The sequence below is a fragment of the Candidatus Nanosalina sp. VS9-1 genome, from assembly GCF_047555085.1.
Taxonomy (GTDB): domain Archaea; phylum Nanohalarchaeota; class Nanosalinia; order Nanosalinales; family Nanosalinaceae; genus Nanosalina.
Map to the genome: position 1 here is coordinate 908,234 of NZ_CP180230.1, position 24,955 is coordinate 933,188.

Annotated in this window: 32 protein-coding genes; 22 read left to right on the forward strand and 10 right to left on the reverse strand. The window is 46.3% G+C overall.

Annotated elements, in window-relative coordinates; genetic code table 11:
• Nucleotides 1–39 precede the first annotated feature (39 nt).
• On the reverse strand, nucleotides 40–864 hold the full coding sequence (locus ACK3SF_RS05215) for a LamG domain-containing protein (RefSeq protein ID WP_414837641.1): 825 nt from the start codon (nucleotides 862–864) through the stop codon (nucleotides 40–42).
• A gap of 60 nt (nucleotides 865–924) precedes the next feature.
• Nucleotides 925–1,194 (reverse strand): hypothetical protein, encoded by a 270-nt coding sequence (locus ACK3SF_RS05220; RefSeq protein ID WP_414837642.1) that lies wholly within the window; start codon nucleotides 1,192–1,194, stop codon nucleotides 925–927.
• Between the two features lie 62 nt (nucleotides 1,195–1,256).
• Here ACK3SF_RS05220 and ACK3SF_RS05225 point away from each other — a divergent pair, with 62 nt between their 5' ends.
• The 9 genes from ACK3SF_RS05225 (at nucleotide 1,257) to ACK3SF_RS05265 (ending at nucleotide 7,139) form a co-directional block, all read left to right on the forward strand.
• Complete coding sequence (locus tag ACK3SF_RS05225) at nucleotides 1,257–1,898, forward strand: FKBP-type peptidyl-prolyl cis-trans isomerase (RefSeq protein ID WP_414838368.1); 642 nt, start codon at nucleotides 1,257–1,259, stop codon at nucleotides 1,896–1,898.
• Nucleotides 1,899–2,080: 182 nt separating this feature from the next.
• Complete coding sequence (gene ftsZ, locus ACK3SF_RS05230) at nucleotides 2,081–3,172, forward strand: cell division protein FtsZ (RefSeq protein WP_414837643.1); 1,092 nt, start codon at nucleotides 2,081–2,083, stop codon at nucleotides 3,170–3,172.
• A 113-nt stretch (nucleotides 3,173–3,285) separates the two neighbouring features.
• Entirely contained in the window at nucleotides 3,286–3,627 is a 342-nt protein-coding gene (locus ACK3SF_RS05235) for a hypothetical protein (protein WP_414837644.1), read from the forward strand.
• Between the two features lie 158 nt (nucleotides 3,628–3,785).
• Nucleotides 3,786–4,007: a protein translocase SEC61 complex subunit gamma gene (locus tag ACK3SF_RS05240; RefSeq protein WP_414837645.1), complete on the forward strand. Its 222-nt coding sequence runs from the start codon at nucleotides 3,786–3,788 to the stop codon at nucleotides 4,005–4,007.
• A gap of 11 nt (nucleotides 4,008–4,018) precedes the next feature.
• On the forward strand, nucleotides 4,019–4,456 hold the full coding sequence (locus ACK3SF_RS05245; protein WP_414837646.1) for a transcription elongation factor Spt5: 438 nt from the start codon (nucleotides 4,019–4,021) through the stop codon (nucleotides 4,454–4,456).
• A gap of 48 nt (nucleotides 4,457–4,504) precedes the next feature.
• Nucleotides 4,505–5,005 (forward strand): 50S ribosomal protein L11, encoded by a 501-nt coding sequence (locus ACK3SF_RS05250; protein ID WP_414837647.1) that lies wholly within the window; start codon nucleotides 4,505–4,507, stop codon nucleotides 5,003–5,005.
• Between the two features lie 12 nt (nucleotides 5,006–5,017).
• Nucleotides 5,018–5,638 carry a 50S ribosomal protein L1 gene (locus ACK3SF_RS05255; protein ID WP_414837648.1) on the forward strand — a complete coding sequence of 207 codons (621 nt, stop codon included), beginning with the start codon at nucleotides 5,018–5,020 and terminating at the stop codon, nucleotides 5,636–5,638.
• A gap of 58 nt (nucleotides 5,639–5,696) precedes the next feature.
• Nucleotides 5,697–6,653 carry a 50S ribosomal protein L10 gene (rplJ, locus tag ACK3SF_RS05260; protein ID WP_414837649.1) on the forward strand — a complete coding sequence of 319 codons (957 nt, stop codon included), beginning with the start codon at nucleotides 5,697–5,699 and terminating at the stop codon, nucleotides 6,651–6,653.
• A 93-nt stretch (nucleotides 6,654–6,746) separates the two neighbouring features.
• Entirely contained in the window at nucleotides 6,747–7,139 is a 393-nt protein-coding gene (locus tag ACK3SF_RS05265; RefSeq protein WP_414837650.1) for a VOC family protein, read from the forward strand.
• On the opposite strand, the gene ACK3SF_RS05270 is transcribed toward ACK3SF_RS05265, so the two are convergent.
• On the reverse strand, nucleotides 7,140–7,859 hold the full coding sequence (locus ACK3SF_RS05270) for a hypothetical protein (protein ID WP_414837651.1): 720 nt from the start codon (nucleotides 7,857–7,859) through the stop codon (nucleotides 7,140–7,142). It abuts the gene before it with no gap.
• 69 nt (nucleotides 7,860–7,928) lie between these two features.
• Between ACK3SF_RS05270 and rpl12p the strand changes: the two genes are divergently transcribed.
• From rpl12p to alaS, 4 genes are all read left to right on the forward strand, one after another.
• Nucleotides 7,929–8,237: a 50S ribosomal protein P1 gene (rpl12p, locus tag ACK3SF_RS05275; RefSeq protein ID WP_414837652.1), complete on the forward strand. Its 309-nt coding sequence runs from the start codon at nucleotides 7,929–7,931 to the stop codon at nucleotides 8,235–8,237.
• Between the two features lie 148 nt (nucleotides 8,238–8,385).
• On the forward strand, nucleotides 8,386–9,147 hold the full coding sequence (locus ACK3SF_RS05280) for a hypothetical protein (RefSeq protein ID WP_414837653.1): 762 nt from the start codon (nucleotides 8,386–8,388) through the stop codon (nucleotides 9,145–9,147).
• A 101-nt stretch (nucleotides 9,148–9,248) separates the two neighbouring features.
• A complete protein-coding gene (locus ACK3SF_RS05285; protein WP_414837654.1) occupies nucleotides 9,249–10,583 on the forward strand; it encodes a tyrosine/phenylalanine carboxypeptidase domain-containing protein in 1,335 nt (444 codons plus the stop codon).
• A 57-nt stretch (nucleotides 10,584–10,640) separates the two neighbouring features.
• The gene (alaS, locus tag ACK3SF_RS05290; RefSeq protein WP_414837655.1) at nucleotides 10,641–13,442 is read left to right on the forward strand and encodes an alanine--tRNA ligase; all 2,802 of its coding nucleotides are present in this window, start codon (nucleotides 10,641–10,643) and stop codon (nucleotides 13,440–13,442) included.
• A gap of 49 nt (nucleotides 13,443–13,491) precedes the next feature.
• On the opposite strand, the gene ACK3SF_RS05295 is transcribed toward alaS, so the two are convergent.
• Complete coding sequence (locus tag ACK3SF_RS05295; protein WP_414837656.1) at nucleotides 13,492–14,046, reverse strand: hypothetical protein; 555 nt, start codon at nucleotides 14,044–14,046, stop codon at nucleotides 13,492–13,494.
• Nucleotides 14,047–14,100: 54 nt separating this feature from the next.
• On the opposite strand from ACK3SF_RS05295, the gene ACK3SF_RS05300 reads away from it, so the two are divergent.
• Nucleotides 14,101–14,499, forward strand: coding sequence for a hypothetical protein (locus ACK3SF_RS05300; RefSeq protein WP_414837657.1), 399 nt, complete (start codon nucleotides 14,101–14,103; stop codon nucleotides 14,497–14,499).
• On the opposite strand, the gene ACK3SF_RS05305 is transcribed toward ACK3SF_RS05300, so the two are convergent.
• On the reverse strand, nucleotides 14,496–14,705 hold the full coding sequence (locus ACK3SF_RS05305; protein ID WP_414837658.1) for a hypothetical protein: 210 nt from the start codon (nucleotides 14,703–14,705) through the stop codon (nucleotides 14,496–14,498). The genes ACK3SF_RS05300 and ACK3SF_RS05305 overlap by 4 nt on opposite strands.
• Nucleotides 14,706–14,742: 37 nt before the next feature.
• Here ACK3SF_RS05305 and ACK3SF_RS05310 point away from each other — a divergent pair, with 37 nt between their 5' ends.
• The 3 genes from ACK3SF_RS05310 to ACK3SF_RS05320 all read left to right on the forward strand — a co-directional run bounded on the left by ACK3SF_RS05310 (nucleotide 14,743) and on the right by ACK3SF_RS05320 (nucleotide 16,454).
• Nucleotides 14,743–14,985 (forward strand): hypothetical protein, encoded by a 243-nt coding sequence (locus tag ACK3SF_RS05310; RefSeq protein WP_414837659.1) that lies wholly within the window; start codon nucleotides 14,743–14,745, stop codon nucleotides 14,983–14,985.
• Nucleotides 14,986–15,013: 28 nt separating this feature from the next.
• Nucleotides 15,014–15,439, forward strand: a complete 426-nt coding sequence (locus tag ACK3SF_RS05315) for an Hsp20/alpha crystallin family protein (RefSeq protein WP_414837660.1) — start codon at nucleotides 15,014–15,016, stop codon at nucleotides 15,437–15,439.
• An 85-nt stretch (nucleotides 15,440–15,524) separates the two neighbouring features.
• Nucleotides 15,525–16,454 carry a hypothetical protein gene (locus ACK3SF_RS05320; RefSeq protein WP_414837661.1) on the forward strand — a complete coding sequence of 310 codons (930 nt, stop codon included), beginning with the start codon at nucleotides 15,525–15,527 and terminating at the stop codon, nucleotides 16,452–16,454.
• A gap of 2 nt (nucleotides 16,455–16,456) precedes the next feature.
• On the opposite strand, the gene rtcA is transcribed toward ACK3SF_RS05320, so the two are convergent.
• Nucleotides 16,457–17,473, reverse strand: a complete 1,017-nt coding sequence (gene rtcA / locus ACK3SF_RS05325; RefSeq protein ID WP_414837662.1) for an RNA 3'-terminal phosphate cyclase — start codon at nucleotides 17,471–17,473, stop codon at nucleotides 16,457–16,459.
• A gap of 54 nt (nucleotides 17,474–17,527) precedes the next feature.
• On the opposite strand from rtcA, the gene ACK3SF_RS05330 reads away from it, so the two are divergent.
• Nucleotides 17,528–18,040 carry an aminoacyl-tRNA deacylase gene (locus tag ACK3SF_RS05330; RefSeq protein WP_414837663.1) on the forward strand — a complete coding sequence of 171 codons (513 nt, stop codon included), beginning with the start codon at nucleotides 17,528–17,530 and terminating at the stop codon, nucleotides 18,038–18,040.
• 6 nt (nucleotides 18,041–18,046) lie between these two features.
• Here ACK3SF_RS05330 and ACK3SF_RS05335 read toward each other — a convergent pair whose 3' ends face one another.
• Complete coding sequence (locus ACK3SF_RS05335) at nucleotides 18,047–18,931, reverse strand: hypothetical protein (RefSeq protein ID WP_414837664.1); 885 nt, start codon at nucleotides 18,929–18,931, stop codon at nucleotides 18,047–18,049.
• 44 nt (nucleotides 18,932–18,975) lie between these two features.
• Nucleotides 18,976–19,467: a hypothetical protein gene (locus ACK3SF_RS05340; RefSeq protein ID WP_414837665.1), complete on the reverse strand. Its 492-nt coding sequence runs from the start codon at nucleotides 19,465–19,467 to the stop codon at nucleotides 18,976–18,978.
• A 99-nt stretch (nucleotides 19,468–19,566) separates the two neighbouring features.
• On the opposite strand from ACK3SF_RS05340, the gene ACK3SF_RS05345 reads away from it, so the two are divergent.
• Nucleotides 19,567–20,592 (forward strand): tyrosine--tRNA ligase, encoded by a 1,026-nt coding sequence (locus tag ACK3SF_RS05345; RefSeq protein ID WP_414837666.1) that lies wholly within the window; start codon nucleotides 19,567–19,569, stop codon nucleotides 20,590–20,592.
• Nucleotides 20,593–20,621: 29 nt separating this feature from the next.
• Here ACK3SF_RS05345 and ACK3SF_RS05350 read toward each other — a convergent pair whose 3' ends face one another.
• Nucleotides 20,622–21,194 (reverse strand): hypothetical protein, encoded by a 573-nt coding sequence (locus ACK3SF_RS05350; RefSeq protein WP_414837667.1) that lies wholly within the window; start codon nucleotides 21,192–21,194, stop codon nucleotides 20,622–20,624.
• A 39-nt stretch (nucleotides 21,195–21,233) separates the two neighbouring features.
• Here ACK3SF_RS05350 and ACK3SF_RS05355 point away from each other — a divergent pair, with 39 nt between their 5' ends.
• From ACK3SF_RS05355 to serS, 3 genes are all read left to right on the forward strand, one after another.
• Nucleotides 21,234–21,977 (forward strand): class I SAM-dependent methyltransferase, encoded by a 744-nt coding sequence (locus ACK3SF_RS05355; RefSeq protein WP_414837668.1) that lies wholly within the window; start codon nucleotides 21,234–21,236, stop codon nucleotides 21,975–21,977.
• Nucleotides 21,974–22,363, forward strand: coding sequence for a methylated-DNA--[protein]-cysteine S-methyltransferase (locus ACK3SF_RS05360; RefSeq protein ID WP_414837669.1), 390 nt, complete (start codon nucleotides 21,974–21,976; stop codon nucleotides 22,361–22,363). The genes ACK3SF_RS05355 and ACK3SF_RS05360 overlap by 4 nt, the downstream gene beginning before the upstream one ends.
• A 131-nt stretch (nucleotides 22,364–22,494) precedes the next feature.
• Complete coding sequence (gene serS, locus ACK3SF_RS05365) at nucleotides 22,495–23,763, forward strand: serine--tRNA ligase (protein ID WP_414837670.1); 1,269 nt, start codon at nucleotides 22,495–22,497, stop codon at nucleotides 23,761–23,763.
• A gap of 34 nt (nucleotides 23,764–23,797) precedes the next feature.
• Here serS and ACK3SF_RS05370 read toward each other — a convergent pair whose 3' ends face one another.
• Entirely contained in the window at nucleotides 23,798–24,937 is a 1,140-nt protein-coding gene (locus tag ACK3SF_RS05370) for a hypothetical protein (protein ID WP_414837671.1), read from the reverse strand.
• Nucleotides 24,938–24,955: the final 18 nt, after the last annotated feature.

Here is a 24,955-nt window from a genome sequence, read left to right on the forward strand (position 1 = left end):
GAAAATTCTGGGAAATCTCCTTTTTTACTTCTCTTTCCTTCAGTTCAATGTATCTCCAGAAGAGACTTTCGAAGGCCTTCTGAGCTGGTACAGGGCCTTGATCTCGGGAGCTGAAAGAGATCTGTCATATATCCTGACGTCGTCCAGTCTGCCGTCCAGATAACCTCTTTCTATGTTGTTCGTAGCAGGATTGTTATTGTCGTAAGCTCTTGCTCCTATCCTTATATCGTTTAATTTCAACGGCGTACCGTCGTTACTTCTTGATCCTTCTCTTGTCCCATTGATGAATAGAACCGCCTGTGAAGAAGAGAGTTGTATCGTAACGTGAACCCACTGGCCGAAACTATGAGTACTTGATTTCAGATTTACAGCACCGCTGCCATCACCTGCAAACTCAAAGTTCAGATAACTGAAATCAGAAGTTGAATTTGAACCCTGATCCAGCGTAAAACCTGTCTCATAGTCATTATACGGATCTTCAGTCGCAGAACACAGAGCTCTGTAATCACCAGAGTTGCTCGCGATATTCACCCATAGCGCAACCGTCAGCTCTGAAACATCAGAAAATCCTGTAGAAAAACACCGTACCACATCATCTGTTCCATCAAAACTGAGACATGAACTTCCGATTTTCGAACTGGAACTCCATGATGCGCCATTAACCGTTCCATCATTTCCCAGGGCCTTATCGACTGCTGTAGTGCCTGAGCCGGAGTCCATAGGATAGTAAGCTACGAGGCCTTGAGTCAATGATCCGTGCCTGTATCCCTGTTCTAGGCCTCCACCGGAAATTTTCTCTGTAGCAGTACCGCTGGAATCCTGTGGATTCTGGAAGTCGTCTCCGTTCCAGGAAAGTTTCGGCATAGAAAGTATTTTGGAGAGGCCTGTACTTTAGAGTTTTCCAGGCCTCGAGAAAAGGTTTTTCTAGTATCTTCTGAGGCTTTCTTCCAGGTCTTCGTCCAGATGTTTGTTGACGTTGACGTCTTCCTCGATGTTGTTGAGTGCTTTTCTCTGTGCGTGTGCAAGTTTCTCCAGATTGTCTACCTTGGAGTTGAGGTGTGCGATCGCCACCCATAGCTGGCCGACGGATGCGTTTTCTGCCTCCATGTAGGCCTCTTCGTTCCTGTTAGTTTTTTCCAGTATTTTTTCAAGTGATTCCTGTAGTTTATTCGGAAGGCTGTTCATCCAGCTCATGGTTTCCACGTGGTAAAGCACTCTTAAATGTTAAACGCGTGTATGTTTACCGTGTGAAAACGATGGAAAAAGGAGATCTAGTTCTTATTGACTACGTCGGCTACCAAGATGGAGAAATCTTTGACCTTTCAAACGAGGAAAGAGCGAAAGAGGAAGGCCTCTACAACGAAAACATGGAGTTCGGACCGGTACCGGTTCTTATCGGGGAAGGCTATGTTATCGAAGGCCTTGAAGAAGCTCTTGAAGACATGGAGGTAGGCGATGAAAAGGAACTGGAGATCCCTTCAGATAAGGCCTACGGGAAGAGAAGCAGCGACAACATCGAGACATATCCCGAGAAAGAGTTCAAGAAACAGGACGTCAATGCAAGGCCTGGAGACCGTATAATGATAGGTAACAGGCAGGGAAGAATTCTTTCCAGAAGCAGCGGACGTGTAAAAGTAGATTTCAATCATCCTCTCTCTGGAAAAGATCTGGAGTACGATGTGGAAGTCCTTGAGAAAGTTGAGGACGACGAGGAAAAGGCCCGGAAAATTTTCGACTACAGGCTTGGACACGGAGAAATCGAGTTCGACGGCGACAAAGTAATCATCGATCACGACATCGAGGATCATGACCACGAGCTGCCGGAAAACGTCAAAGAGGAGATCAGAACCGAGATACTGGAAAACACCGGCTTCGAGGAAGTAGAGATCAAGGGCTGAAAAAATTTCAGGCCTCTCGACAGAATTTTTTCTCTACTTTTCTGTTGAATAGGCCTTTACAGGAATTTTTATTTTACGGTTTCTGGGTGTTGGTAGGTGTTTATACCGGTTTTCAGGCCTGATTTTTAGCCATTTTTATATACGTTGGTGATAACAGTTTCTATAGATAGGGTTGCTGTAATATGAATCAGAATGAGGCTCGAAACGCTGGAAGATCAGGAAACCAAAACCATGATATTGACAGTGAACTGGAAGATCTGATAGAACAGAGAAAAGCAGAGATTAAGGTTGTCGGCACCGGAGGAGCCGGAAACAATACTATTTCTAGACTTGTAGATGTCGGTATCGAGGGTTGTGAGACCATCGCTATGAACACCGACGCACAGGACTTGCTTTATGCTAACGCCGACAAGAAGGTTTTGATCGGTAAGGAGCTTACAGGAGGCCTTGGAGCCGGAGCCGATCCAAAGGTTGGAGAGGAATCAGCTAAAGAGTCTCAGCAGCAGGTCAAAGAATCTATCAAAGGCGCCGACATGGTATTCATCACCTGTGGACTTGGAGGAGGAACCGGAACAGGTTCAGCACCTGTAATCGCAGAACAGGCCAAAAAAGAGGACGCACTGACAGTCGGAATCGTCACACTGCCTTTCGAGATGGAGGGACGAAGCCGACAGGAAAACGCAGAATACGGACTTGAACGCATGGAGGAAGTCGTTGACACACTGATCGTTATTCCAAACGACAAGCTCCTCGAGATCGTCCCAGACGTATCACTCAATACAGCATTCAAGATTGCCGATGAAATACTTGTAAACGCAGTCAAAGGCGTAACAGAACTTGTTACAAAGCCAGGACTCGTCAACCTGGACTTCGCAGACATCCGAGCTGTCATGGGCGAAGGAGGAATCGCCATGATCGGAATGGGACAGTCCGATACAGATTCAAGAGCTACAGAGGCCGTACAGAAGGCCTTGTCCAATCCTCTGCTGGACGTGGATATCGAGGGCGGAAAAGGCGCACTTGCCAACGTCACAGGAGGCACAAGCCTGTCCTTGAACGAGGCCCAGGAAGTCGTCAACACTGTAAGCGACAAGCTTTCCGATTCAGCTAAGATCATCTGGGGAGCACAGGTCAGAGAGGACATGGATGACTCACTTCAGGCGATGATCATCGTTACAGGAGTAGATTCTCCTCAGATCTACGGGCCTGAGAAGACTCATCAGGACGAGTACGAGGATGAGATCGAGGAAGAACTCGGCGTAGAGTTCATCTAAAAAAAATTTTCAGAGGCCTCTTCAAGGAGGCCTTGTACATACTCATTTTTCATTAATTTTTCTTGCTTCAGGAAGGTTTCTGTTTAAAAACGAGCAGTTGTATAATTCTCTGTATGGAGCGAGCAGCTTTTCTGATCATTTCACTGGCTATAGTTGTCTCCGGATGTACAGGTGGAGGAAGCAATGCCAGCGAAAAAAGTGTTACATGCAGCTCCATGCATCTGAAAGTTGTCGCTGCCGACGGTTCCGAGGCCCAGGTACGAAATCTCGGTGACGGAAGCTACGGCAACGTTACTGTTTCATGGGATTACTACAACAGCGGATTCGTTCAGAAAGAGTTCCCTGCTCCAGAAGCCGGAAAAACAGTCAGCTATGAAAGCGGCGATTCAGGGCCTGTAAGAAGTGTTGAAGTGCAGCATAACGACTGTCCTTCACGCAGAGGCTCATTCCCTTAGAGGCCTTCATGTGAGTTTTCCACGAGTTTTTTCGTTCAGTTTATAAGTTTTGGCTTCGCTTTTCTGTGTAACCCGTTGGAACCACTTCTGGTGGGAGGGAGCCGTAGAATCTGTTTGTATGGCTGTTTCTACCTGCTGGAAGGGTTAGGGTGATTGATATGGATTTTAAACCTGGTAAAATTAAGGAGAAAGTCGTGGGAAAGAAGAACGATCTGAAGAACAGTTTGAAGGAGATGCGCAGAGTTCTGAAGATCACTGAGAAACCTGACAGAGAAGAGTTCTCTATGAGCGCCAAGGTTACCGGTGCTGGTATGCTCTTGATTGGTTTAATCGGTTTCGCATTTTATCTAGCTTCAAACCTGATCCCACAGTTCCTGTAGGATGTGAAAGTATGATACTTACTGCCCGAACGACACGAGGACGAGAAAAGACTGCCGTAAACGCTCTTAAAAGCAAAGTTAAGAACAAAGATCTTGATATAAAGGCGGTTTTCCATCCTGAGGATCTGAAAGGATACATCTTTATCGAAGGTTCTGAATCCGATATCCGTGATCTCTCATCCGAAGTTAGAGCTATCAACGGAATCATTGATGAGGAAGTAGGCGTCGATGAGATCGAGAAGTATCTAAGCGATGAGCAGGAAGAGATCAAGATCGAGGAAGGCGACGAAGTCGAGGTTATCGGCGGAGCCTTCAAGGGCGAAGAAGCGAAGATCACCAGAGTCGATGAAACCAACAGAGAAGTCACAATCGAACTTCTCGACGCAGCTGTACCGATCCCGACAACTGTAGATGCGGACATGGTACGGAAGAAGGCAAATCAGGGCTAAAAAACACAAAAAATTAATTTCAATCAATAATCACGAGGTAAAAATATTATGGGAGACAAGACTACCATCAGCACATTGGTAGAAGGAGGATCAGCTTCTGCTGGGCCTCCGCTAGGACCAGAACTAGGACCACTCCCTACAGACGTAGGAGAAGTGGTCGGCAAAATCAACGAGAAAACTTCAGAGTTTGAAGGACAGGAAGTACCTGTAGATGTCATCGTAGACGAGGAAACAGGAGACTTCGAGATCGAAGTCGGAAAGCCTCCTGCAGCAGGCCTCATCAAGGAAGAGGTCGGTATTGCATCAGGAGCAGCAGAGCCTAACAGAGAAAAGGTTGCTGACATGTCCTTCGACCAGCTCTGCAAAGTCGCACGCATGAAAGCTTCGGATCTAGTCGCGAAGGATCTTCGTGGAGCGATCAAGGAGATCGCAGGCACCGCCCAGTCTATGGGAGTGCAGATCGACGGCAAGGATGCGTACGATTTCCAGCATGAAGTCTCTGAAGGAAAATACGACGATAAAATCGAGGCCGCGGAGGGCCTCAACTAGAGGTGATAATTAATGGATTTTGAAGAAGCAGTTGAGAGAGCGATTGAGGAAGCTGAAGACAGGAACTTCACTGAGAGTGTTGATCTGATTATGAACTTCAGAGGCCTCGATCTTTCCGATCCTAACAACAGGATCAACGATGATCTGAAGCTGCCGAATCAGGCAGATGAGGACATCAAGATCGCAGTCATTGGAGATTCTCTGAGCGGGGACAGCGCTGATAGACATATCAGTGAAGATGAGCTTGAGGAGATGTTTGATGAGCCTAACAAGGCGAAGAAGCTTGCTGATGATTTCACTTTCCTGATTGCAGAGGCACCTCTGATGCCTAAGATCGGACAGCAGCTTGGACAGGTATTCGGACCGCGCAACATGATGCCGGATCCAACACCTCCAGGAAGCGATCTTGAGGACGAGATCGAGGATCTGAGGAATACGGTTTCGCTCTCAGTTAAGGAGCAGCCTCTTCTACAGATCAAAGTTGGTAAGGAGGATCACGATCCTAGCGATGTAGCTAGAAACGCCAACACAGTCTACAATTTTGTGGAAGAGAATCTTCCTCAGGGAGGAAACCACATCAAAAACGTCATGGTGAAGACCACCATGGGACCTTCAGTAGAGGTGGATAACTAATGCGAAAATCCAAGATTTTCTCCATTAGCCCAGAAAACAACGGAGGTGTTTTCGAGTAATGGTGCAGCCTAAGCCAAAGAATCTGACACGTGAACAGAAAGAGGCAAAGGTAGAAGAGTTCGCAGATGCTCTTGAGGAGTACGATGTAATCGGAATCCTCGATATGCAGTCTCTGCCTGCAAGACAGCTTCAGGAGATCGAGTCAGAGATCGAAGAGTTCGCTGACATCAAGATGTCCCGAAAGACCTTGATGAACATCGCGCTTGACAACGCTGAGAAAGACGGAATCGATGAGCTGGATACAGACGAAGCAATGCAGCCAGCATTCATCTTCTCCAAGAAAGATCCTTTCCAGCTTTACTCACTGATTCAGGACAATCAGACGAGTGCAGCTGCTGACGGAGGAGAGATCGCTCCGAACGATATTGAAATCCCTGAAGGAGATACAGGAATAGGGCCTGGCCCTATGCTTGGAAAGCTGCAGGGTGCTGGAGCACAGGTACAGGTAGATGATGGATCTATCCACGTACAGGATCCGGCAGTTATCGTTGAAGCAGGAGAGGAAATTACAGCAGACGACGCTGAAATCCTGAACCAGCTTGGTATCGAGCCTCTACAGATCGGACTTGATCTTGTAGTTGCATACAGCGATGGAGAGATCTTCACGTCAGAAGAACTTGACATCGATACAGATGCATACAGAGAAGACATCGAAAGCGCAGCAGCAGCCGGATTCAACCTTGCAGTCAACGCAGGAGTTGTCAACGAGACAACAGCACCGGCAATCATCAGCGAAGCTGCACAGAAGGCTCGCAACCTTGCAATCAGCGAAGGCCTTCCAGAGGAAGAAACTATCGAAGAAGCAGTCAGCTACGCAGCCTCAGCAGCAGAAGCAGTTGAGTCAGAAGTAGATCTGGAAGCAGCAAAGGAAGCTGAAGAAGACGATGAGTCTGAAGAACCTGAGGAAGAGGCCTCAGAGGATTCAGACGACGAAGAATCAGAAGAAGAGGAATAAAATCCTCCTTTTTCCTCTTATTCTTCACACATAAATTTTTCTTTTCTCAATTTTCCGATAGATTTTTCCCAGTAGTTAGTCCAAGTGTATTTCATGGAAAGTTCTGGAATCGACCACGTGAATATCAGAATCCCGGAGGATGGAGTGGAAGAAGCTGTAAATTTCTACCAGGAAGTGCTCGGCTTCAGGCCGATGAAACTTGAAGAGTTCCAGAACGATGAAAGAACTTCTTTCTTCTTCCGGATAAGCGAAGACTCAGTAATCAATATCAGGCCTAAAGAAGATTTCCAGAGGCCTTCAGGGAAAAACTTCGATCATTTCTGCATAAGCCTGAAAGAGAAAATCGGGGATGTGAAAGAACTCATGAAAGAAAACAGTATCGAAATCCTCAGAGAGGGAAGTCCGTTAGGCGCAAAAGGCCGAGGCCCCGGCGTCTATATCAGGGATCCTTTCGGCTACAGGATAGAACTGAAGGCTGAAAAATGATCAGTTGCCTATCAGGCCTTTAACTTTCTCGGATTCCTGTGCCATCAGCTCTGCAATTTTCTCCGAGTCACCTTTCTCCAGTGCAAGTTCAAAGCTTTTCTCCCGGGAGTAAAGCTTACCTTCGAAGTCCTCCACAGGGACTTCTTTCTTATCCAGGAAAATTTTTCCGTCTCTGATAGTTCCTTTTTCATCGATCAGCGCCGGGAGATCTTCTTCAAAATCGGTCAGTGAGAAAATTTCCTGTAAAAACTTTGGATACCTCAGCTCGTGCCTTGATTCACGGGAGTAAACCCTATACTCCACATCACCAATTTCATCAAGGAGTACAGAAAACCTCTGCACCAGGCCTTTCCCGGAAGCCATGTATGTCGGTGTTCCTTCACGATTCTCCTTCACAGAGGCCTCTACACGTGTCAGAAGCTCACTGGAAATCTCAAGTGGAAATCTCGGCTCCGCTATCTGACCGCTGCTGCCAGGACCTTTCAGTAATATTATCTGATCTGTATTGTTCACACCCATTATCTGACGGACAAAATCTACAGGCAAAGCAAGATCTTTGGACTTCCAGTTGTAGATTTTTGAAGAGGAGTAGTCGAAGGCCTCTGCCAGGTTTTTCACTCCGCCAAATTCATCGACTCGGTGCCAGAGATCTTTTTTTCCTTTGTCTGAGAGTTTGACACGAAAATTTTCAGGAAGTTCTGATAACTCTACTCGAGGCATTTGTAATGATCTATGCAAGAGAGTTTTTTAAGGGTTGTCTCCTCTTTTCCCTTCATTGGTGAATAATTCATGGAACTAATCTACGCAGCACTTACACTTTCAGAAGCAGACAAAGAAATCACAGAAGAGAATCTTCAGGACATCGTCGACGCAGCAGGTCTAGACGTCGAGGATTCCGAAGTAGCAGCTCTAGTCGCAGCACTAGAAGATGTCGACATCCAGGAAGCAATGGAGACAGCAGTTGCAGGCGGAGCAGCAGCTCCAGCACCAGCAGCAGAAGAAGCTGACGAAGCTGAAGAAGAGGCAGAGGAAGAAGAGGAAGACGACGACGATGCTTCAGAAGACGAAGCAGCTGAAGGCCTAGGAAACATGTTCTAAAGGCCTCCCTTCTTACTCCACATTTCTCTTCTTTTTTCTTATCCAAAAACACGTTATACAGGATTTTCTGCAGGTTTCGGACAGTTTAATGAGTATTTCAGGCTCTTTGGCCAAATAAATTATAAAGTAAAATCCCGTATATGGAGTTATGGCAGTAAATGCCCTTGATATTCTGAAGCACGCCTTTGGTAGTTTGAAAACCCCTGTAGGCCAGAAAGTTGTAGGCCTGTTCTTCCTAGTTCAAGCACTGAACATCGGAGGAACACTTCTTATGGAGTCAGGATCGGGCACCATGATCGGTATCAGCGTTGCGTTAAGCCTTGTAGCTGCACTGGTCGGTGTCATATCTACCATTGGAGGCCTCAGAGCATTTAGAGAGGGAGAGTTCAGTAAAGAGATGTTTACAGAGAACCTTGTATGGCCTTTCGGGCGTATCCTGGGAGCAAATATAACAACAGCAATCTTGGCATACGCACTGGGCTTCCTGTTCATTCTACCGGCAGGAATCCTGGCAATGCTTTCCGGAGCAGCTACTCCATCTGGCGTAGCCGCATCAGGAGGCCTTACAATGATTCTGGGCATCCTAGGCCTGATCATGGGACTTGGAGCGTTCTTCTACGTTACAGTCGCACTGATCCTGTCACAGCCTCTTCTGGCTATAGACGACAGACGGCTTTTCCAGGCCCTGGATGAAAGTATTCAGAGAACAAAGGGCCACAGATCAAGCATCTTTGTAGCCCTTCTGGGACTGGTGCTTGTATACTTGCTTCTATGGGCTGTATTCGCAGCTATCGGAGCTGTAGGCCCAGACTTCATCACGATGCTTGGCCTTCTAGTCGTAGGACCAATCGTGACATCAGCAAGCTTGAGCCTACTGAACTACCTCACCGAAGAACTACCAGAGGCCTAAACGGCCTTCCAACATATTTTCTCTTTTTCTTTTCAGGCAGAAACAGTCCAACAGCCACCTGAAGCGAAAAATACTTAAAATTCGCTGTCGATTTGCTACCTATGAGCAACAAAACACTGAAGGATATTGATCGGGCCATCAGGGAGTTGAGATCCGAGATAGAGATCTACAGCAGAGTGACTCCTGAGAACTCTGAAGAGGCCAGGAAAAAATTTGAGGAGAGTATAAAAGGAGAAGTACCTGAATCAGAGGCCTCTGTCCGTGAAGACGTTGTTAACGAAGTTGTAAGCGATACTGTAGCATCCTCTATTACTCCTGACGATCTTGGAGCCGAAGAGATAAGAGAACAGGATATCGAAGATCCTGAATTTGAGTATATTGATCAGGAAAGTTTTGAAGACGTCAGAAGAGAGCTTGCCAGATTCGAGAGAGATCTTGATGAAACAGATGCTTCTGAGACAGTAAAAGAGATGTACAGAGATACTATCGAAGAAGGAATGGCTTTGATTGATATCGCCGAGAATCTTGGAGATCCGGAAGCGGTGCAGGAGGCCTCAAGAAGGATTTACGGCGAGCCATCCGAAAGTACTGTTGAATGGGCAGACGAAGTGCTTCAAAATGAAGAATCTGCTGATGATCCAAGGTATACGGAAGGAAGATTCTCGACTACAGACATGAAGGAGTCTCTAGAGAAGACTCTGGCTCTTCTGGATATGGAGGAATGGACTGTAGACACCAGAGAAAAAGGCTCTATGAAAGTTAACGCTGCGAATCAGGAAGTCAGTGTCCCGGAGGGAAGAGAGTTTACAGAGAACGAAATGATGAGACTTCTGGTACACGAAATCGGCACACACGCCCTGAGAGGAGCAAACGGATACAAACAGGAGTTCGGCGTGATGGGATCAGGAACAGGACATTATCATCAGGCCGCCGAAGGAATCGCTTTCTTCCTGGAGGAGGCTACAGGCCTCTCAAATCCGGACAACAAGAAAAAGTACGCTGCACGAGTTAAATCCGTGGAATCTGTTATGGACGGAAACGACTTCACAGACACCTATATCATGAACAGGGAGTTCGGATTCGATCACGACAAGGCCTGGAATATAAGCCTGAGAGCTCACAGAGGCGGCGGATTCATCAAGGATCATATCTACGCCGAAGGCTTCAGGCAGATAGAGGCCTATCTGAAAGAAAGCGATGACGTTGAGAACAGCGACGGACTTGAGGAGTTCATGGCTATGGACGGACATCTGGAGGATCTTATGGCTGGAAAGATTTCAGTCGAACAGGGCTATAATCTTAGAGGAGAGTTAGAGGCCGAATACAGCCCTATGACTGTGATAGAGAATCTGGATTATCTGACGCCCGATGGCGTTGATACAAGCGTCGTGGACGTTGATCCAAGGCTGCAGCAGTGGTACTCTCAGGCCTCCTAGAATTCTTTGCTGATTTCAGGTCTTAACGATAAAAAAATTCTCTTGGAACTGTTGAGTATGAAAAGCCTCGATGAGCTGAAGCAGGAGATACAGGAAGAAGCATCAGAGAATCCAGAAAAATTCTTTGCTACAGATGTACTGAGGGAGAAAGGATTCAGTCGAGGCCAGTGCAAAAAATGTGGACTGTATTTCTGGGCAAAAAACGAGGATAGAGAGATCTGCGGCGAACCGGAATGCGGAGACGGATATACATTCATAAACGATTCTCCGACAGATAAAGAATTATCTTACATCGAGGCCTGGAAAAAGTTCGAGGAATTCATGAAGGACAGAAATTACAAGTCAATCGATCGTTATCCTGTCGTTGCTCGCTGGAGAGACGACGTTGAATTTACCGGGGCCTCTATTTACTGTTTCCAGCCTTATGTTGTTTCTGGAGAGGCCGAGCCACCTGCAGACGAGTTAGTTATCCCTCAGCCTTCTCTCCGTTTCAACGATGTCGACAACGTTGGAGTCACAGGCAGACACTATACTAACTTCACTATGATCGGGCAGACATGCTTCAAGGAAGGTGAAGAGTACGATCAGGACCGATACTTCCGCGACATGTTCGAATTCGCAGTAGAAGGACTCGGAATACCGGAAGAGAAACTTATACTGCATGAAGACAGCTGGGGCGGCGGAGGAAATCTAGGTGCATGCATGGAGTTCTTCGTCGATGGCCTAGAACTCTGGAATCAGGTCTACATGTTTTACAAGCAGACTCCGAACGGCTACGAGGATCTGGATCTGAAAGTTCTCGACATGGGTATGGGCCAGGAAAGAATCACATGGATATCCAAAGGGACAGAGACTAGTTACGAGTCCGTCATGCCTGAGACTCTGGAGAAGATGAAGGAACGGACAGGCCTTGAAATCGATCAGGATATCTGGGAAAAGTTCCTGCCACATTCCAGCGAGTTAAACATCGATGAAGTCGATGATATCGATGAAAAATGGCAGGAAGTAGCTGAAAAAATCGATGAAGACGTCGACGATCTAAAAGATGCTATAAAGCCGGCTGCAGCACTCTATAGCATTGCTGAACACTCAAGAGCTTTGATCTATGCTCTTGCAGACGGGAAGATTCCATCAAATACAGGCGGCGGCCATAATCTACGGATGATCTACCGTAGAGCGAAGGATTTCATAGAGAAATATGACTGGGATCTTGACATGAAAGAAGTTGCCAGATGGAACTCTGAAGAGCTTGAACCGATGTTCCCTGAGCTCCTTGCATCCATGAACGAGATAGAGGAGATCCTAGAAGTTGAAGCAGAGAAGTACGAGGCCTCAAGGAATAAAGCAGAGAAAAAGCTTGCTTCACTGGATGAACAGCCTTCTCTGGATGAAATGATAGAGCTCTACGAGAGTCACGGCGTTTCACCAGAAATGATGGAGGAACATGGATTCGAAGTCCCTGAAGATTTCTACACACAGCTTGGAGGAGATGAAGAAACTTTACATGAAGCTGATGAAGAGTTCGATCTTGAAAACGTGGCGGAGACGGAGAAACTTTACTACCAAAGACGTGAGCCATATAGAGATGATGGAGAAACACAGGATTTCAGCTTCGAGGCCTCTGTAGTTGATATAATCGATGAGGAATGGATAGTCCTGGACAGGACGATGTTTTACCCGCAGGGAGGAGGCCAGGCCCACGATACCGGAAAAATTAATGGATATGAAGTGGAGGAAGTGCAGAAACAGCAGAACGTGGTACTCCATCGTGCACCAGAACACGATCTTGAGGAAGAGGCCTCTGTAGAGTGCATCGTGGATGGTGAGAGAAGGAAGCAGTTGACTCAGCACCACTCCAGCACCCACATGGTGAATGCTGCAGCACGTGAAGAACTCGGCGAACATATCTATCAGGCCGGTGCAAACAAGACTACTGAAAAGGCAAGGCTGGATGTGACGCATTACGAGAAGCCTTCCAGAGAAGTACTTGACGAGATAGAGGCCTCAGTAAGAAAGATGATTGAAGACGATCACAGTATCGATGTGGTGGAGCTTCCGAAGAGTGAGGCAGAGCAGCGATACGGCTTCAGAATCTATCAGGGAGGGGCTCCTCCAGGGAACATGATCAGATTGATCGATATCAGGGACGTGGATATAGAGGCCTGTGGAGGAACACATCTTGCAAAGACTTCTCATGCGGATGAATTCTTTATTACAGGCTGCAAGCGTATTCAGGACGGAGTCATACGTCTGGAGTACAAGGCTGGAGAAGCCGCCAGAGAGTTCAGGAACGATATCGGAGACCGTGTAGAAAAAGTTTCAGAACTGCTGGAAAAAGACGCAGAAAGAGATCCACGCGAAGTCCAGAGAGAGCTTTGTGAAATATTCTCAGTCGAACCAGTACATCTTATCGATACTATCGAAAGATTTCTGGAGGAAGTGGAGGACTACAGAGATGACGTGGAGAAGCTCTCAAGCTTCCTGAAAGCTGATACAGGCCTGAATGATATCAAAGGCTCATCAATAGTTGAGAAAGCTGAAGCCCTGTTTGATGCCCGCAAGGAGAGAGAAAAGAAAGTTGAAGATCTTGAATCACAGATCGAAGAATATCTGGACAGCGAGATCGAGGAATCCGGAGTATCGGAAGTAGAAGCCGAGGTACCTACCGAAAACATAGGCCTCTTGATACAGGTAGCTCAGAAGCTTTCCAGAAAGCACGAGGCCAGAGTTACTCTTGTAGGAGAGAAAGGTGCTGTTTCAGCCTCTCAAACAGGTGAAAGCGCAAGGAAAAAACTGGAGGATCTTGGATCTGAAAATGTTCAGGGCGACGAAGAGTTCGCCAAGGCCTTCGACATCTGAAATAGAAATACAGGCCTGAAAAAACAGGCCTCAGAGATTTAAGAAGTTTTTAAAGTGCTCCAAGCGACTGGCATCTTGCTGCAACGCCCTGTAGCTGTGAAAGAGCGTTGCAGACTGCTGTCTCTACTTCTGTCTGTGTTATATCGCCAGAAATTATCTCCTGCCTTGGAATGACTCCTCTCTGTGAGGCAGATCCCCCTACAACTACTGCCGAAGGATAGTCCTCGATTCTGGTCTGGCTTGGCAGGTCTTCAGACTCTGAGAGAGGTATCACCTGTACATAGGCTCTGTTGTTGAAGTTTGAGGCCACAGGCCTCATGTCCTCGATGTTCTCGAGCTGTGATTCGTTATCATAGATTACGTTGACGTACGCGATATCGTTCTGTGCTGCGGATACTACCTGTTCTCTGTAGTTTTTCTGGAATCCGGTCTCGCTGTATGTACTGTTCGGAAGCTCGTAGTTGAGCTGCTGTGTATCATCGTTTCCTGTGCTGCCTCCCGGTGCTCCGCCGGCGTAGATCATGAACGTTGCTCCGAATCCTACCGCCATCATAAGTGCGATAAGTAGATTTCCGTACTGCTTGACTTTTTTCCAGAGTCCCATGTAGATGACTTGGAGGCCTAAAATAATAAAGGTTTAATCACCGAAAACGTCGGTATGATAGTAGGATTCAACGTTGACAGCATAGACGCCAGCAAGCAGGAAAACGCACGAGGCAACCTGAAGATTAACTACGTACCAGAGATCGAAAACGTCGAATCAGCTTCAGTAAGCGCATTCGACGAAGAAGTCGCAAAAATTGATTTCAACTTCTCGGTAAGATACATGGCCGGAGAAGAAGTAAGAGCCGAGATCAACATCGCAGGAAACGTTCTCTGGAACGGCGATACAGAAAAAATCGTGGATACCTGGGAAGAGAAAGGAGAACTGGATGAAAGCATGAGAGCACCTCTGATGAACGACATGTACAGAAAACTGCTTTCAGAGGCCGTAGGAATCGCAGATACTTTGAGCATGCTGCCACCGATCCCTACACCGCAGGTAGACCAGAACTAGCGGAAAACACCTATCATCCTTATCTTTTTACCCAGTACGTCTTTCGCACGTGTCTCAACGAGGCCTTCCTTTTCCAGTATGTTGAGGCATCTGTGTACATCTTCTTCACTCCATTCAAGTTCCTGAGCGACTTTCGCCGCCGATATTTTTTCGCCTTCACCTATCAATTCTTTCGAGGCCTTCAGAACTTTCCTTTTTCTTTCCACGTAAAACTATAAACATCGACAGTGATAAATTCAGTGTATGGGCCTTAATGAAGCTGAAGAGGAGTTAAATGAAGGAGACTACGATAACGCAGTCAACGATCTTGAAGAGGAGATCGATTCCGTCGAAAGAGATTTCGAGTCTATAAAGGATGAGGAGGCCTCTGGAGAACTAAAGGAGAAGCAGGAGAAGGCCGAGGAAATCCTGGATGAGATACATGATCAGCTGCATGTTCTGCAGAAACATATAGAGAACGCCAGCGAAACAAATAAAAATTTTTAAAGACATATACAAAACGGTGAGTATCCAAATGAGACGCCTAAAGAGACAGGATGACCTCGATGACATCTTCAAGCAGATGGAAAACGTATTCAACAAGTTCCAGGAGAAGGGAACAGATTTTGCCTCGGAACTGAGGCCTAACTTCCCTGTAGACATCGCAGAGGAGGACGGCGAATTCGTAATCACAGCCGATCTTCCGGGAGTCAACAAGGAAGAAATCAACATCAAGGCCGATGAAGAGTCAGTAGACATCTCTGCAGAATCCAGCGCAGAAGTAGAGGAAGAGAACGAGAAGTACTACAGAAAGGAGCGATCACACAGAAGATTCAACAGAAGAGTGAACTTCCCTGCGAAAGTAGATGCTGATACAGTCGAGGCAGAGTACAAGGACGGTGTGCTGACTATCACAGCCGAGAAAGATGTCGAGGAAGGACGCGACATCGAGATCGAGTAAAAAACACACCTCCATTTCCTATTTCTATTATTCTCCAGCTATTTTTACCGGAAAATTTTTAACGTTAGAGGCCTCTACTGTTGATGTGGCCGCAGAAGAGATATTCTACGATATAGAAGGCGTGCCTGATACTTTCTACGAAGAAGCTCGTGAAAACGTTGTCATGATCGGCGATGTCCATGTAATGGATGAGAAGCCGGCGGAAAGACTTTCCTACGCACGTGAAGTCGCTGGCGATGTCAACGAGGCCCTGGAAAGATACAACTCTGATACTGTCGTTTTCAACGGCGACACAGGAAGTCCTGATCACATAGGAACTATACTGGATGAATTAGAGGCCTCGAATGCGATATTTATAGAGGGGGATGAGGACAGGAAGAAAGATCGGGAAAGAAACTACAATGGTTGGGCTAATCTTCTGGATAAAACTCATTCAAGGCATTTCGATACAGAAGTGGATTACAGTCTTGAAGGGGAACACATACGGCTTGACGAGGAAATCGAGCTGCCAGGACATTATCCTGTCCACGTACAGCATTTCCCGGAGGACTGTCTGGACTCGGAACAAGAGTTAGGGTTTCAGGCCGCATGGTTCGCAAATCCACGGGCATACGAGATGGATGCCTACGATGTCTCTCCAAGCATGAACGATATGCCTCAGGTCGGCGTACACAGCCACAACCACGGCTACGATGCACAGCAGATCGGGAAAACAGGCCTTGTCTCACTGCCGGGAGGACGAGACAACTATGTGACAAACGGCAACCTCCCCAGAAACGGTCTAACAGCATTCAGTTTCGGGGAAAAAGACTTCGAGGTAGTACACCAGGCCCGGGAAACCGGAGAGATCCAGGAATCACAGAGATTCAAAGAAACCAAAAAAGGATTCAAAATGATCGATTCAAAAGGCAAAGCACATTTCACACCGCTCGGCAGATACGAGAAAGGCGAACTACCGCCAGGATACCTGCAACACCTCCTGGAAAACCCGAACAGAAAGCGGATAAACCACTGAACTTATTTTCCCGCGCGTAAAACCGCTCTGGACTCTTCTCTACCCACCTCAACACGGTAGCCAAATTTCTCGATAACATACGAATTAGACCGGATATGCGAATTTATCTCCGGAACAGAGTACACTCCATCGACTATCGCCGCGAAAACCATCAACTGATCTGCCATGTACTCATCGACAGAGGCCTCCGAATCATGGAACTCCATAAACGCCTGGAAGGCCTGTTCAGCTACTTTCTCGGAACTTTTACCTTTCTCCCCTAGTGCATCGAAACCTGCTATCGAGTTCTCATAGACAGCTTTGATCAAAAGAGCGGAGCCTGTAGAATCTGATTCGATATACTCGAAATTTTTCTCAACTTTTTCTGAAGCAAAATTTTTCTTCAGTTTTTTAGCTGCTTCATCGGCCTGACGCTCCGCCACGTTACTTTCCTCAAGATCCCTGGAGGCCTTCGAGTAGATCTCGATTTTTTCAAGTTCTCCACGCTCCAAGAGTTCAAAACTTTCCATGGAGTAATTTTCTGTCTCCAGGGAGATTTTTCCACCACCTTTCGGATAGAAACCTGTTTTTTCAACCTCAAAATCTGTTTCAAGGCCTAGTTTTTCCAGTAAAAGAAGTTTAACATGTTCATAGTAAAGTGAGGTCGGCGACCATTTTACATCGGTTCCTCCGGAGGCCTTTATACCGAATTTTTCCGTGAACTGTGTTGTGACAGGTAAAACAGTATCGAAGAGCAAAGTTGTGCTTCCTGCCGTCCCTATATCTGATTCTATATCCTGGTTGCGGTATTTTCCTGGTTTGAAAACTATTTTCTCCGAATATTTCTCCAGGCCTTCTGTTTTGGCGTCGCAGAGTTTTTTCGCTGCTTTAACGCATTCCAGGTGCTGGTTTTTCAGGCCCGGATTCGATCGATTGCCTCTGATGTTTTCTATAGTAAAGTTTTTTCCGGTGACTGCGGAAAGTGTTAAAGCTGTTCTCAGCATCTGTCCTCCGCCCTTCTCACCGTTTATCTGTATCATGGAAAATTCAATGAGGCCGGAGTTATTTGAATCTGGCCGGGAAAATTTTCGGTAATGAAAGGCTTCACGCAGACACCTGAGGAGATGGAAGAGTTCGCAGAGTTCATTGAAGAAGATATAGAAAACGTACAGAGAGTTATAGGCGAATTGATGAGCGAAGATATCGACGCCGAGTTCATGGTACATGCAAAAGCCGAGACAGTCGAGGAATCCGCAGAAAACACCGATATGGAAGCAGAAAACATAATCAAAACACTTGTCTTCATCGGCGAAGAACCTGTCGCCGTCCTCTGTCCAGGCGACACCAGCGTCTCCGAGGAAAAACTCGAGAAAATTTTAGGGAGCGAGGTCAGGATGGCAAAACCTGGTGAAGTCACTGAAGCCACCGGATACATCGTAGGCGGAGTATCACCTTTCGATCTTGATATCAAAGTCCTTATGGAAGAATCTATACTTGAAAAAGAACGTGTAAAGCCAGCAGCCGGATCAAGAGTCGTAGGAGTATCAATTAACGTAGATGATCTGAAAGAAATCACAGATCCAGATATTGTGGACGTATCAAGATAAAAAAATCTATAAAACAGGCCTTCTGTCCATTTCAGGCCTCTTTCCTTCCAGTAACTCGTCTATACCGCCTCTGAAAAACGTATCGTTCAATATCTCGAGATCTTCCGAGGCCTCGGCTTTTTCGAAGCCTTCATCTGTTCCAAGAGCGTATCCTGTGCTCTGATCGTAGCTATGCGGCAAAGCGTATTCTGTATTGTTTGAGAGACTTGAGGCCTCAAGTACGTCGGATCCGAAGACGAACTCCGGGTGGTATACCGTCCAGTCGTTTGAAAGTTCTCCCTGTACTGTCTGCCAGGCCTCTGAAAGGTTTCTGGATTTTTTCCTGACTGTTCCTCCTCCCTGATTTTCTTCCTGGAGGTCCTGGGCCTCGATGTATATCTGATCCTGGTCTAGTTCATCGAGCGCCGGTTCTGGCGAAGCCTCCTGTTTTTCCCGCGATGTGTCGCTGTATCCTTCATGTGGTTTTACCTCCACCATGTGGATGTCGTATTGATCAAGATCGATGAAAAGCAGGTCTGCATCGCCTTTTCTCAGGTGGTCTGCCGGATCCCTGTTATGATCGACTCCAGAATCTATATTGAATTCGTCAGGATGTTCGTAGAAGTCCTGTTCGACCAGTACAAGATCCCATCTGTTTCTGCCCTGTTCGATGTTTCTCCTGTATCTGTCAAGTCTTCCATCGATCAGGAGATCATGGCGGTCCTGTTTCTCACGTGGATCAGCCCGGAGAATACCTCCAACATAGACGTCTTCCTCGATACCTACGCCCGGAGCATCAACCATATCCGGCGTCCAGGGCCTGTTAACACTTGCCTTCTGTAGAACAGTCGAGTGAGCGGCTTCAGGAATGTCAAAAGTCCTGTAAGCCTCAGATGCATCAAGCTCACTCATTCAAGACAGAATTTAGAAGTTGATGTTAAAAATCTATCCAAGGCCTAAAGCCGGGACAGAATATCCTTGCCGAAAAGCCGTCTAACATCCCTGTAAACATCTTCAGAGTGGTCTCTAGTGGAATCAGGCCAGTAAACCGATCCCTGCAACAATCCATCCTCAGAGGCCTCATAATCCCTTTCCTCGTCGAATACAAGCATGGAGGCCTCGTATCCCCAGTCGTTCTCCATCTCTTCAAGCAGATCAGTCAGCTCCCGACCATTCTCAGCCACGAAACCAGGCCCCAGAGAATCACGTGACTTTCCAAGATCCACATCATACACGCTGATATAGAAATCCCTCATATCGACGTTAACCATATCAGCCTGTATGGAAAAACCTTCTCCGCCCATATTGAGGCCTCTAACAGAATTATTTCCGGAGATGTATTCTCCACGGTACAGGAAATCGAAAGGCCTGTCTAATCCTACTTCACTCATTCTTTCACGGGTGATGCTGTCCCAGAAAAGCTCCCTGTCCGAGAAATTTTTTCCCACACCCTGTTTTTACTCAACAAAATATTTACAGATACGTGAAAAACAGGCCTCTCCAAGTTTTCCGGAAAGTAATTTAATGCTTGGAAGGAATTTTCCGGTATGGATCTTGAAGAGAAAAAAGAGCTTGTACTGCGTAACACCGACGAAATAGTAACTGAAGAAGAACTCGAAGAAGTACTTGAAGAGAAAAACGAGCCGAACACGTACGTCGGCTACGAAACATCAGGCCCCGTCCACCTAGGACACTGGGCCTCTATCAGAAAACTAAGTGATCTGCAGAAAGCAGGATTCAATCTCAAAGTTCTGTTCGCAGACCTGCATACCTATCTGAACAAGAAAGGAGAGGAGGACTGGATCCAGTCCATGACAGAGTACTGGGAGGCCACTTTCGAGGCCTGTGGCCTTGACGCAGAGTTCCACAGAGGCCGAGGATTCCAGGAAAAAACAGAATACTTCCACGACGTCCTGGAAATGTCACTAAACACCACGATAAACCGTGGACAGAGATCAATGAGCGAGGTAGCATCCGGAGACGACGACTCACGTGCAGTCAGCCAGGTGATCTACCCGCTCATGCAAGCCTTAGATATCGAATACCTAGACGTCGACGTTGCCATGGGTGCAACGGATCAGAGAAAGATTCACATGCTGGCAAGAGAAGCGCTGCCAAAGATTGGATACAGAAAGCCGACATGCCTCCACCATCCACTCGTCGTCTCACTTCAGGGAACGGAGAAAATGAGTTCCTCGAAGCCTAAGACCATGTTCCCACTCCACGCATCCATAGAGACAGTAGTTGAGAGAATCGAAGACGCCTACTGCCCACAGGGAGAAGTAGAAGAAAATCCAGTCATCCAGATCTGCCAGTTCCACATATTCGGCGACGACGAAGAACTTCACATCGAGAGGCCTGAAGAATACGGCGGAGACATCCACTACGAAACACTGGAGGCCTTAGAGAAAGACTTCGAAAGCGGAGAACTCCACCCACAGGACCTCAAAAACTCCGTCGCACAGCACATCGCCGACAAACTCAAACCAGTCAGAGAAAAATTCAAGAACAACCCAGAACTGCTGGAGTGCCTGGAAGAAATTGGGCATGAAAAACCAGACTACGTGGAATAAAGGCTAGATAAGCCTAAATTTTTCCTTATTTATAGTTTCCAGTAGCTAAAATCATCTTTCTCAACTCTCTTCTCAATAAACTGTGTCCTTATTTTCTCGAGCTCAGAAATGGATTCTATTGCCATATCTAAAATTTCATCAGTCTCTTTGGGGAGGTCAGCCTCAAAATCTTTCGAATTCACAGAATCTCCTAATTTGGAATTATCTCTCTTTTTAGCAATTGTCTTATGAACTAGCTCATTTCTAATTCCGGAAATATATTCAAGTTTTTCTTTGAGCTCATTCCCTATCACACCTTCTTCTGCCATCTTTTCAACAGCCTCGGGAAAATCAACATTGTTAAATTCCTCTTCAAACTCCTCAACATCCATTGCAGGAATTAAGACATTATTTTGTCGAAGAAAATCTTTATCCAAAGTTTGAACCAAAGGAAAAGCCATCTGAACATACAGACATTGGACATCCACGTTGAATCTAGCAAAAAATTTCAACAAATCATTCTCTCGTTTTACTGTATCTTCAACAGGATAAAAACTCTCCTTCATAGCCTCTAAATTTTCTGAAAATTTGTAATTTGATATCAAAAATTCAGAATCAGTCATACAGGTGAAAATTTTAACGTTCTTAGATAATTAATCCTTATGACTTACTCCGATTTCGAGGATTATGCGGCCTTGTATGATATAGTTTCCGAGAGTAAGAGTGATGGGAGAGATGTCGAGTTCTACGTTGAAGAGGCCTCTAAAGTTGATGGGAAGGTCTTGGAGGTTGCGTGTGGGACTGGCCGGATCTATCTGGAGATGCTGGAGGCCGGTGTTGATGCGTACGGTATCGATATCTCTGAGGCGATGCTCGAAATTTTGAGGGAGAAAGCCGAGAGTAGAGGCCTTGAGCCGGAAGTTGAGAAGGCGAATATGCAGGATTTTGATCTGGATGAAAAATTTTCCCTAATTATGATTCCGTACCGGAGTTTTCATCATAATTTAACTGTGGATGATCAGCTGGCGACGCTTGAGACGATCTACGAACATCTTGAGGATGGCGGAAAATTTATACTGAATTTTTACTGTCCGGATTTCGAGTTCATCAGTGAGAACTACGGGGAAGAACTGAGAAGTGATATCGAAGGACATCCGGAACTTGAGTTAGTTGAGTTCAACGAGTTTGTGGATCCTGTGGATATGATCATCGAGTTCGAGAAAAAAGTTCTTGAGGACGGTGAAGTGAAATGGTCTTCTACTGGGAAAAGCAAGATGACGACTAAGACGGAGTTTGAGCTTTTGTTGCGGAACTCAAGTTTCTCAGAGTGGAATGTCTACGGTGGTTTTGATCTTGAGGAGCTGGAAAACTCGGAGCAGGAGATGGTCTGGATAATAGAGAAATGAAGCTGAAAGTTTTCGATACAGAGATTTTTCTGGATGAAAGTCTTGTAGAGGCCTCTGAAGACGAGATCAGGAGACAGGTGAAAGAGTATCTTTTAGGAGAACAAGAAGTTTTTGAACTGGATTTTTCGAGGCCGGAAAATTTTACAGGGAAAGTTATGGAGGAGATGCTGGAGATCCCGCGTGGCGAGACCAGAAGTTACGGCGAGATTGCAGAGGCCTTGGATTCTGCTGCGATTGCTGTTGGTCAGGCCTGTGGAAGGAATCCTTTGCCGTTGATTGTTCCTTGTCACAGGGTTGTCGGGAAAAGTTCTGTTGGTGGTTACTGCGGTGAGAAAGACAGTTTGGCGAAGAAAAAGTTGCTGGAGCTGGAAGAGTCAGATTTTTAACTCTGCCCGCAAAAATTCTGGTTACAATGAAAGGTGGATGTGTTTCTACCGGCTACGTTTGCAACTTGTAGGCCTGTTTTAGGTCAGTTAAAACCTGTTTTAGATAAAAATTTCTGCACAAGTGATTATACATGTTAGATATTGAACTGTTCCGTGAGAGTCCTGAGATTATTAAGGCCTCTGAGGAGAGGCGTGGGAAAGATCCTGAAAGAGTTGATAAAGTAGTTGAATTGGATGAGGCCTGGCGTGAGACTTTGCAGAGGCTTCAGGAGCTTCAGGAGAAGCGGAACTCTGTCGGGGACAAGATTGCTGAACTGAAAAAGAACGGTGAGGATGCCCAAGAATATATTGAAAAGATGCAGGAGGTTAAAGAGACGATCTCCGAGCTTGAAGAAGATGTAGAAGCTTTGAAGGCGGAGCGTGATGAGTTAAGATATCGTGTAGGGAATGTTCTGCATGATTCTGTTCCTGAGGGAGATGATGAAGATGATAACAGGGAGATCAAGACATGGGAGCCGGATTCAGGCATAGATGAAGATGCGGAGCTTGCTGCGGATATCCTGCAGGAGAACGATCTCGTGGAGACTGAGAAAGCGGCTGAATTATCCGGCGAACGCGCTTATTATCTGAAAAATGAGTTGTTCCGCTTGAATCAGGCCTTGATCCAGTTCTCGATGGATCTGCTTGAGGAAAAAGATTTCACGCCTATGCAGACTCCTTACTACTTGAAGCACAGGCCTATGGAGGCTGCTGCAGAGCTTGAGGATTTTGAGGAGCAGCTTTACAAGATCGAGGATGAGGATAAGTACCTGATTGCGACTTCGGAACAGACTCTGGCGACTTTCCACATGGATGAAATTTTGCAGCCTCAGGATCTTCCGAAGAAGTACGCCGGATTTTCCACGAACTTCAGGCAGGAGGCCGGTAAGCACGGACAGGAGACTCGTGGGATCTGGCGCGTCCACCAGTTTGAGAAAGTTGAGCAGTACATTTTTTGCGAACCGGAGGAAAGCTGGGATAAACACGAGGAGTTACTTGAAAATTCCGAGGAAGTTATGCAGAAGCTAGGCCTTCCGTACAGAGTTGTCAACGTCTGTACAGGCGACATGAACGATAACGCGGCTAAAAAGTACGATGTTGAAGTGTGGAGGCCTCCTCTTCAGGAGTACGGAGAAGTTGTGTCCTGCAGTAACTGTACTGATTTCCAGGCCCGAAAAGTCGGTGTCCGGATCAGAAGGGACGGCGACAATGAGACTGCTCACACGTTGAACGCGACAGCGTGCGCTACTTCAAGAGTTATGACGGCTATCATCGAGAACAATCAGACTGAGCAGGGGATCAAGATTCCTGAGCCGCTTCAGAAGTACATGGGCGGAAAAGAGTTTATCGAATTAGAGTAAATTCAGGCCTTGAGATAGGCCTCTTAATTTTCTCTTATATCCTTGTCCGGACACGTCTTTCGTCAGGAAGAATGTCTGGATCCCATCCTTCCGCTAAGTAGTCAACTATTGTTTCATCAGGAAGTTCGTCCATGTACTGTTGGGCCTCTCTGTAGTCGTCTTTCCACTGATTGGCTATCTGTTCAGCTACTGGTTCCGGATAGTCATGGTTTTCAGTCAGAGTTTTGACAAGAGTGTCAGGGAATGCCTTGTAATCCTGTCCTCCGAAGAAGTATTGCTGGCTTTTCACAGCGCCAGAAAATTCGTTGTCAACGAAGACAGGGAATCTTCCTTCTCCGTCCTGCCACGAGTCTATAAAGAACTCGTCTTTTCTGTCGAACCAGTTAATTATCTGTAAGTTGGCGAGATTAGCATAATATTTCGCAAGGCCGTCTGTATCGCTGTTTCCTAGGCCTCCTTTGAAGACGTCTTCGAGACTGTTTCGCAATACGTAAACGCTTCCATCGTCTTCAACATCTACAGCAGTCCATTTAGTCGGTGTAAGAGGCCTTGCTGCTTCATTATCTCTTACATCAGCATAGTATGACATTAGTGCTGTCTGAAGATCTCTTTCGTCTATCATAGTAACTGATTCATTGAAATCAGCCATATCACCAGATCCTATGCTTCTATGGTAAACATCATCGTGTTTCATCCTGTTGAAATCTGTGTTTTTATGGAGTCTGTACAGTGTTTCATCGTCTAGAGGCCTCCAGTGTCTCAATACAAGTTCCTTGTCTGATTCCTCTGATTTCAGAAACATGACGTTCGGCATCGAAAGTATTCCGCCGGCAGGAATATTCTGACGGGGCACAACACTGTATCTCTCACCATCAATATCTGCATATGCATCAAATTCACTTTTAGTCTCCGCAAAACGTGTTTCAGCCTCACGAACCAGTTCCCTATTCTTTTCTTTCACTTTCTCGTTTTGAGAGGCCTGTCTGTCACCCATTGTAGAACGATACTCTCTAACAACCTGATTTCTTTCATGGTTCGACTCAAGAACAGGCTCGAGAGGATCATAAACACTGAAAAGACTCTCTGCATGAACTTGCTCTCCGTCAAGATAGAAGTCTACATCTTTAATTCCCAGTACATCAGGCCCGAGCATATTGTTACTTTGTAGTGACATTCTTTTATCCTTTTCTGT